The 7729-nt window shown below is 53.3% G+C and carries 9 protein-coding genes; 7 read left to right on the forward strand and 2 right to left on the reverse strand.

Annotation, left to right across the window (positions count from 1 at the left end):
* The 7 genes from DBO31_RS09400 to DBO31_RS07395 form a co-directional block, all read left to right on the forward strand.
* On the forward strand, positions 1 to 1045 hold a 1045-nt coding region (locus DBO31_RS09400), incomplete at its 5' end, for a subtype B tannase (RefSeq protein WP_304466350.1).
* A gap of 277 nt (positions 1046 to 1322) precedes the next feature.
* The gene (gene asrA / locus DBO31_RS07370) at positions 1323 to 2345 is read left to right on the forward strand and encodes an anaerobic sulfite reductase subunit AsrA (protein WP_150824827.1); all 1023 of its coding nucleotides are present in this window, start codon (positions 1323 to 1325) and stop codon (positions 2343 to 2345) included.
* On the forward strand, positions 2335 to 3144 hold the full coding sequence (gene asrB / locus DBO31_RS07375; protein WP_075581915.1) for an anaerobic sulfite reductase subunit AsrB: 810 nt from the start codon (positions 2335 to 2337) through the stop codon (positions 3142 to 3144). Before asrA ends, asrB begins: the two co-directional genes overlap by 11 nt.
* A 13-nt stretch (positions 3145 to 3157) precedes the next feature.
* Positions 3158 to 4207, forward strand: a complete 1050-nt coding sequence (gene asrC / locus DBO31_RS07380) for a sulfite reductase subunit C (RefSeq protein WP_075581916.1) — start codon at positions 3158 to 3160, stop codon at positions 4205 to 4207.
* A gap of 10 nt (positions 4208 to 4217) precedes the next feature.
* Positions 4218 to 4979 (forward strand): formate/nitrite transporter family protein, encoded by a 762-nt coding sequence (locus DBO31_RS07385; protein ID WP_059076044.1) that lies wholly within the window; start codon positions 4218 to 4220, stop codon positions 4977 to 4979.
* A 105-nt stretch (positions 4980 to 5084) separates the two neighbouring features.
* Positions 5085 to 5828 (forward strand): hypothetical protein, encoded by a 744-nt coding sequence (locus tag DBO31_RS07390; RefSeq protein WP_150824828.1) that lies wholly within the window; start codon positions 5085 to 5087, stop codon positions 5826 to 5828.
* Positions 5829 to 6007: 179 nt separating this feature from the next.
* A complete protein-coding gene (locus tag DBO31_RS07395) occupies positions 6008 to 6337 on the forward strand; it encodes a helix-turn-helix transcriptional regulator (RefSeq protein WP_150824829.1) in 330 nt (109 codons plus the stop codon).
* 108 nt (positions 6338 to 6445) lie between these two features.
* On the opposite strand, the gene DBO31_RS07400 is transcribed toward DBO31_RS07395, so the two are convergent.
* Complete coding sequence (locus tag DBO31_RS07400) at positions 6446 to 7105, reverse strand: Crp/Fnr family transcriptional regulator (protein ID WP_059076047.1); 660 nt, start codon at positions 7103 to 7105, stop codon at positions 6446 to 6448.
* A 5-nt stretch (positions 7106 to 7110) separates the two neighbouring features.
* Positions 7111 to 7729: aminotransferase class III-fold pyridoxal phosphate-dependent enzyme (locus DBO31_RS07405; protein ID WP_150824830.1), on the reverse strand; the 619-nt coding region annotated here is incomplete at its 5' end.

Genomic DNA, 7729 nt, shown 5'->3' on the forward strand with positions numbered 1-7729 from the left:
CCTTTCGGCCCTCATCGGGGCGACGGGGAACAGCAAAGAGTACGAACCGTATCTCAAAGCCCTGGGGGCAGCAGAGGAACGGGACGATATCTTTGCCTCCAGTGATTATTGCCCTATTACCGATCTGGAACATGCCGATATGGCCTATGAATGGGTCTTTGGAGACGTGACGGACTATCATCAGAATAATGCCATAGGGGCGATGCCTGCATTTCTCCAGGCCGGCGGTCAGACGATTCCCATGGGGCCGGGACCGGTCGTTGCCAGCCCGGGCAGTACGGACAGCAACAATCAGAATATGCTCGTCCTGGACCGGCCTGCCGATGCACCGGCAGAAGAACAGAAAGGCACGGAAATGAGCGACCAGCAGAAAGCCGTTTCCGCCGTCCTGCGCAAGGCCTTTCCTGCCTATGTGAACAGACTGCACCTTACGGCTCCTGACGGAACAGCTCTGACTCTGGACAAGAACGGCGAAGGGACGTTCAAGGAATATATCAAGAAATTATACATGAAATCGGCCCAGACGGCTCTCGATTCAGGAACGGACCTGTCCGGTATGGACTGGCTGACCATCCACAATGGCGTTGTAACCGATATGGATCTGGGAAAATACGCCGTGTATGCAACCCGTCTCAAGGCAGCTCCTGCCTTCGACTCGCTGGACCTTTCAGCAGGGGAAAACAGTGAATTCGGTAGTGCAACCATCAATGCCCGTCATTTCACTCCCTGGGGGAAGAAATATAATACAGCCGGTAAAGCATACCAGGCGGATAGTAAACTCATTCATCTCCTGAATCCGCTTTATTTCATCGGCAAACGGGATGTCACCACTGCTCCCCACTGGCGGATCCGCCATGGCAGCAAAGACCGTGACACGTCTCTGGTCGTACCGGCTATTCTGGCCCTGTGCCTGCAGCAGACCGGCCATGACGTAGATTTTGCCGTTCCCTGGGGACGGGGCCACGCCGGAGATTATGATCTGGACGAACTCTTTGCCTGGATCGACACCATTTGCGGGAACACACAGATTGTAAATAAATCATAAAATAATGTAACATGTCTGCCAGATAAATCAATAAGAAATAAAGATTACTTATGTGCAAATTAAAATGATTAAGAATGAAATATAGATATAGGTAAACAGCAAAATGAGTTCTTTTCGTTGCCATAGCAACAGAAGGAACTCATTTTTTCTGATAGCATACACTTGTCAATACGATACCGTACTATTACGACATAGTATGTGAAATTTTTCTTTTGGTTATAAATTACAGTTTTTTTGTTATGGTTTCTTGTGAATACAAGAGAAAGAAGGTAACAGAATGGGGTATCAATTGAGCAGACGGGCTCTGGCCGACGCCTTTAAATCCTGGTCCGGGACGTACGATGTGTACGCTCCTACCGTATTTGCCGGTACGGGCCGGTTTTCCGAAACCGATGTCATCCGTTATGGCAAAGTGACCGATCCCGCCGATATCGTCTGGGACGCACGGTCTGATTATTCCTTTAAAGAAATCCTGATTCCTGTATGTCAGGTGTTGTTCTACTTTACGGAACACAGCGTGCAGGAATCGGAATTTCCCAAAAAAGGAGCCATCATTTTCCTGCGCAGCTGCGATCTGCATGCCGTGAAACGACTCGATTATATGTTCCTCCAGAACGGGCCGGAAGATTACTACTATAAGACTCTGCGGGACAAGGTGAAATTCGTCGTCATGGGCTGTGACCATACCTTTGACGGCTGCTTCTGCGTGTCTATGGGTACCAACGTGAGCACCAATTATGATGCGGCTGTCAATTTTAAAGATGGCATGTATTATGTGGACTGTCCTGATGAAACCCTGGCGGCTGCCCTGAAAAATCATGCCGAAGGAACTTGCGACGTGACAGCCGATCACGTGGAAAAAGACGATGTGGAAGTCCATATCCCGGACAACCTGACATCGGCCATCGCCAAGAGTTCTATCTGGGATGAATACGACAAACGCTGCATCAAATGCGGCCGCTGCACCCTGGCCTGCCCGACCTGTACCTGCTGGTCCATGCAGGATATCTTCTACACGGAAAACGGCAAGGCCGGTGAACGGTGCCGTGTACAGACGAGCTGCATGTTCGACGACTATACGCTCGTCGCCGGCGGGGGCTGTTTCCGGCAGAAAGCGGGCGAACGGATGCGCTTCAAGGTACTGCACAAAGTCCTCGATTTCAAGAAGAGAGCCGGTTTTCAGATGTGCGTAGGCTGCGGCCGCTGTGATGCCATCTGTCCGGAATACATTTCGCTCACTCACTGCATTAATGAAAAGCTGCCCCAGGGCATGAAGGAGGTACTGGAAAATGGTCAATAATGAATATCTGCCTTTCCGTTCGGAAATTCTGGAAGTCATCAAACATGCCGAACTGGAATATACATTCCGCATGTCCTATGACCGCGGCGACGAACATCCGGTCAAGCCGGGCCAGTTTTTTGAAATTTCCATCCCGAAATACGGGGAAGCGCCTATTTCCGTCAGCGGTATTACGGACCATTCCCTCGATTTCACCATCCGCCGCGTCGGCTCGCTGACGGACGAAATCTTCGAAAACTACGTCGGCGATTATTTCTTCATGCGCGGACCCTATGGCAACGGCTTCGATGTCAATATGTTCAAGGGCAAGGAAATCATCCTCGTCGCCGGCGGGTCGGGCCTGTCGCCTATCCACGGCGTCATCGATTACTTTGCCGACCACATGGATGAATGCAAGAAGCTGACAGTCATTGTCGGCTTTAAATCGCCGGACGACATTCTCTTTAAGGAAGATCAGAAACGTTGGGCTGAAAAAGGAATTTCCCTCATCACTACCGTCGACCGGGCTCCCGAAGGCTATACGGGCCACGTCGGCATGGTTACCAAATACATTCCTGACCTGACTTTTGAAGACATGCCCAATGCCATCTCCGTCGTCGTAGGTCCACCGCCGATGATTAAATTCTCCATCCTGGAGTTGAAGAAAATCGGCTTCGACGTGGAAAATATCTGGCTGTCCGAATCGCGCAAGATGTGCTGCGGCCTGGGAAAATGCGGTCACTGCCGCATCGGCGACATCTATATCTGCCAGGACGGACCGGTGTTCAAATATACGAAAATCAGTTCGATGATTGACTAGGAGGGATATAGCCATGGATATGAATTGTGGTAAGTTAAAGAAATACGCTTTCCGGGTAACGAAGCATCGCGATGTGGCTTCGGCCCGTGTACGTGTCCCCGGTGGCTCCCTGAATGCCAAGATATTGGGCCAGATTCAGTATATTGCAGAAACGTATGGCAATGGCGACGTCCATCTGACCATCCGTCAGGGCTTTGAAATCCTGGGGATTCCCTTTGACAAGGTGGAAGAAGTCAAGAAAGCACTGCAACCGATCATTGATGAACTCGACATCAATCAGAGTGAACGGGGCGCTGGTTTTGAAGCGTCCGGTACGCGGAACGTCATGGCCTGCATCGGCAACCGCGTCTGCCCCTTTGGCAACTACGATACGACGGCACTGGCAAAACGCATCGAAAAGGCTATTTTCCCTAACGATCTTCACGTCAAGGTCGCTCTTACGGGATGTCCCAACGATTGTGATAAAGTGCGTATGCATGACTTCGGCATCATGGGCATGACTGAACCCCAGTTCGACCCCACGCGGTGTGTCAGCTGCGGCATGTGCGTCCGCAAGTGCAAACAGCTTTCCGTAGAAGCCCTGCATATGAAGAATTTCCGTCCGGTCCGCAATGTGGAAAAATGCATCGGCTGCGGCGTATGCGTCTGGGCCTGCCCGAACCGCGCCTGGACGCGCAGCAAGGAACAGTATTTCCGCATTACCCTCCTGGGCCGCTCCGGAAAAAAGAATCCGCGCATGGGCGTCGATTTCATTAAATGGGCCGATGCGGACAGCGTCGTAAAAATCGTTTCCAACGTATATGCCTTTGCCAAGAAATATATCGATCCGACGGCTCCCGGCGGCAAGGAACACATCGGCTACATGGTAGACCGTACCGGTCCGGAAGAATTCATCAAATTCATCCTTCAGGACGTACATCTGCCGAAGAAAGCAGAAATTTACCGTCCTCTCAACTGGTCCGGTATCCGCTATGTCGGCCTGAAATCGGAACCGTTCTATGTAGGCAAGGACGTAAACCCCGCCGATCTGGATGTGTTCCAGAAACCGTTGCCGCTCAAATAAGGAGAATCTCATGTACAACGACGAATACGCCGCATCGGCTGCCGGTGCGGCAGCGAAAGCCGGCATGCTCCGGAAGAACCCTCTGGGATATTTCCTTCTCTCGGCACTGGCCGGGGCCTATATCGGCTTTGGTATCCTCTTATCCTTTACGGTAAGCGGCACCCTGGGGGCTATGCCGTTCACGAAAATTGCCATGGGCCTGTCCTTTGGCGTCGCCCTGAGTCTGGTCGTCCTTGCCGGGGCAGAACTGTTTACGGGAAATGCCTTCGTCATGTTCAACGGCCTTCGCCTTAAAACCGTGACGGCCGGGGACGTGCTGAAGTTGTGGGTCGTCTGCTACCTGGGAAACTGGGCAGGTGCCATCATCCTGTCGCTGCTCTTTCTGGCGGCGGCCGGTCCGGTCGGGGCGACGGGCAAGGCTCTGGCTGCGGCGGCTGCCATGAAGATGAGCCTGCCGCCACTGGTGCTCTTTGCCCGGGGCATCCTCTGTAATGTCCTCGTCTGTCTGGCTGTCTGGTGCGGCTTCCGCACGAAAAATGACGTGGCCAAACTCATCATGGTATTCTGGTGTCTCTACGCCTTCTTTACCTGCGGGTTTGAACACAGCATCGCCAATATGACCGTCCTCACCGTCGGCATGCTGGCTCCCTTCGATGCCGCCGTCAGCCTCAGCGGCTATGCCTATAACCTGTTTTTCGTTACGCTGGGCAATATAGTCGGCGCCGTCCTGTTCCTGTCTATTCCCTATGGAATCGGGGCGCTGAAAAAATAAATTCCTACGGGCAGTACTGTCAGTGCAGTACTGCCCTGTTTGTTTATATGAACAGACGCCGTGCCTGCCAATGGCCGGACGGTATTCCTGTCTGAAGGAGGTTTTATGATGAGTACATATTATATTGCCAGTTGTGTCTTTACCTGGCATTATCCGGAGTTGAGCCAGATGATCCAGCAGTATATGACGGCCCATGGCATCCAGGTCGTGCGCTGCTGTGTGCCCAAATACAAATTGCCCCATTTTACGGGACTCATGCCCGATTTGTACAAAGAACAGTGGCAGGCCCTGCCGGACTCGGGAGATTTCCAGCCCGGTGATACGGTGTATTCCCTCTGTCACAACTGTTCGGCCATCCTGGAAGAATCGAAACCCGGCGTTATCGTTACCTCACTCTGGGAATACATCGCGGCGGACGGATCGTTTCCCTTGCCGGAACTTACGGGCCGGACGATGATCCTTCAGGACTGCTGGCGGGCCTTCGACCGCATGGGGGAACAGGATGCCGTCCGGACCCTGTTGCAGCGCATGGACGTTTCGATAACCGAATTGCCGGATAACCGGGAACAGACGAATTTTTGCGGCGTTTCCGTTCTGCGCCCGGCACCGCCGCGCAACCTGAAACTGGCACCGCAGCGCTTTTCCCGCAATGCCAATGCCCAGGACAAGTTCCGCCCGTATACGCCGGATGAACAGAAACAGGCCATGAGTGATTATTGCCAGCGCTTTCAGGGAAATGAAGTTGTATCCTATTGTCATTATTGTATGGAAGGGCTGCTTCTGGGAGGGGCCAGGGCGGTCCATCTGGCAGAGCTGCTGTTCCAGCACCGGGAAGCGTTCCGGATGTAAGGGACAGAATATTTGCCATCAGTCGCACGAAGAGGAGCGTATCCATACGGTGTTTTAACAGCAGGGATACGCTCCTCCATGTTTCTCTATATTGACAAACGTATTCAACAATAGTACACTACAGATAAAAGAGGTTATAAGTATCAATATCATTTATGTATAGCGGGAGGCAGTATGACATGGAGTATGGAGAGACAGCGAAACTATTTAAGGCCTTGGGCGATGAGAACCGCCTGCACATCCTTTCTATGCTGCAGCATGGGGAACGCTGTGCCTGTGTCCTGCTGGAACATGTGAATCTGTCCCAGCCGACACTGTCTCATCATATGAAAATATTATGTGAAACTCATCTGGTGACGAGCCGCAAAGAAGGAAAATGGGTGTATTATTCCCTGAACCGTGTCCGGGCCGGCCGGGCAGAACAGGCGCTTGCGGACCTGTTCCAGGAGAAAGAGCCCATATCCGATGCCGGCCGCTGCCAGATGGAATATCCACCGGAAACAAACTGAAAACGCCAAACCTCAGACCTCAAACATCAAACCCAAACGTCAGACTTCAAACATCAAACAGAGGCTGTCCCATCGTGCTTTTTTGCACAGTGGGGCAGCCTCTGTTTGTTATAAAAGAGTAAATGTATTTTTTTCGAAATCGATCCGGCCTTCCTGTTTCATCCGGGCCAGCTCCCGGGCGACCGCCGTGCGGTCGGCGCAGAGATAGTCGGCCAGCTGGGTGCGGCTCAGAGGCAGTTCGAAGGTACGGCTTTCCTGGAGCTCTGCCTGAAAAGACAGATAGGTCAGGATTTTGCGGCGCAGCGTTTTTTTGGAAACGATTTCCAGTTTTTCCATGAGCCGGGCATTTTTATCGGATACCATGCGCAGCATATTTTCGATGAGCTGATAGTGGAACGGGCAGGAGTTCTGGCAGGTATGGATGACCTTGCGGAAGGGCAGCGCCAGAATGCGGGTTTCACGGACGGCCTGGAAGGTGGCAGACGAGTGCAGGTTGGTCCCGCAGGCGAAGGTTTCGCCAAACAACTCGCCCGGCCCCATGGCAGACAGGATGGCCGTATCGCCCCAGGCGTCTTCGTGGATCATATGGATCCGCCCTTTAAGGATGATGCCGACATAGGGGACTTCATCCCGGGCCAGAATGGGGAATTCTCCCTTATGCAGTGTCTGGAAGCGGCCGCCGATGCATTGCAGCATGGCCTGCAGGTTGTCTGTGTGGATTCCGGAAAACAGAGACAGGTGGGACAGCATTTCATAATCGGGACGCATGGCGATCACCTGCTTTGACGATACGATGCGACAGCGGCAAAGGCCGTGCCGGCGGCTTCAATGGTCCGTCTGATGTCGTCATCGGTGTGGGCGCCGGAGACGAAACACGTTTCAAACTGGGACGGCGGCAGGTAGATACCCTGTTCCAGCATGGATTGGAAATAGACGGCAAAGGCGTCCTGGTCGGCGGCAGACGAGTCGGCGAAATTCTTCACATCTTTGTCGGTGAAAAACAGGCTGAACATGGAACCGGACTGGTGTACGCAGACGGCTACGCCCGCTTCGGCCGCTTTCTGACGCAGACCTTCCGTAAGGGTCGTCGTATGGGCCGTTACCCGCACCGTGTAAGACGGATCTTCCGTGATGATGCGCAGCGTTTCGATGCCTGCTGTCATGGCCAGGGGGTTGCCCGAAAGGGTCCCGGCCTGATAGATGGGGCCGGCCGGGGAGACGCAGTCCATGAGATAGGCTTTGCCGCCATAGGCCGCTGCCGGCAGGCCGCCGCCGATGATTGTGCCGAGACAGGTCATGTCCGGCGTAATGCCATAATAGGCCTGGGCACCGTGGAGGGCCGTACGGAATCCGCACATGACTTCATCGAAAATGAGAATCGCGCCGTGGGCC

Origin of the sequence: Megasphaera sp. DJF_B143, assembly GCF_900320625.1 — a bacterium.
Taxonomy (GTDB): Bacteria; Bacillota; Negativicutes; order Veillonellales; family Megasphaeraceae; genus Megasphaera; species Megasphaera hexanoica.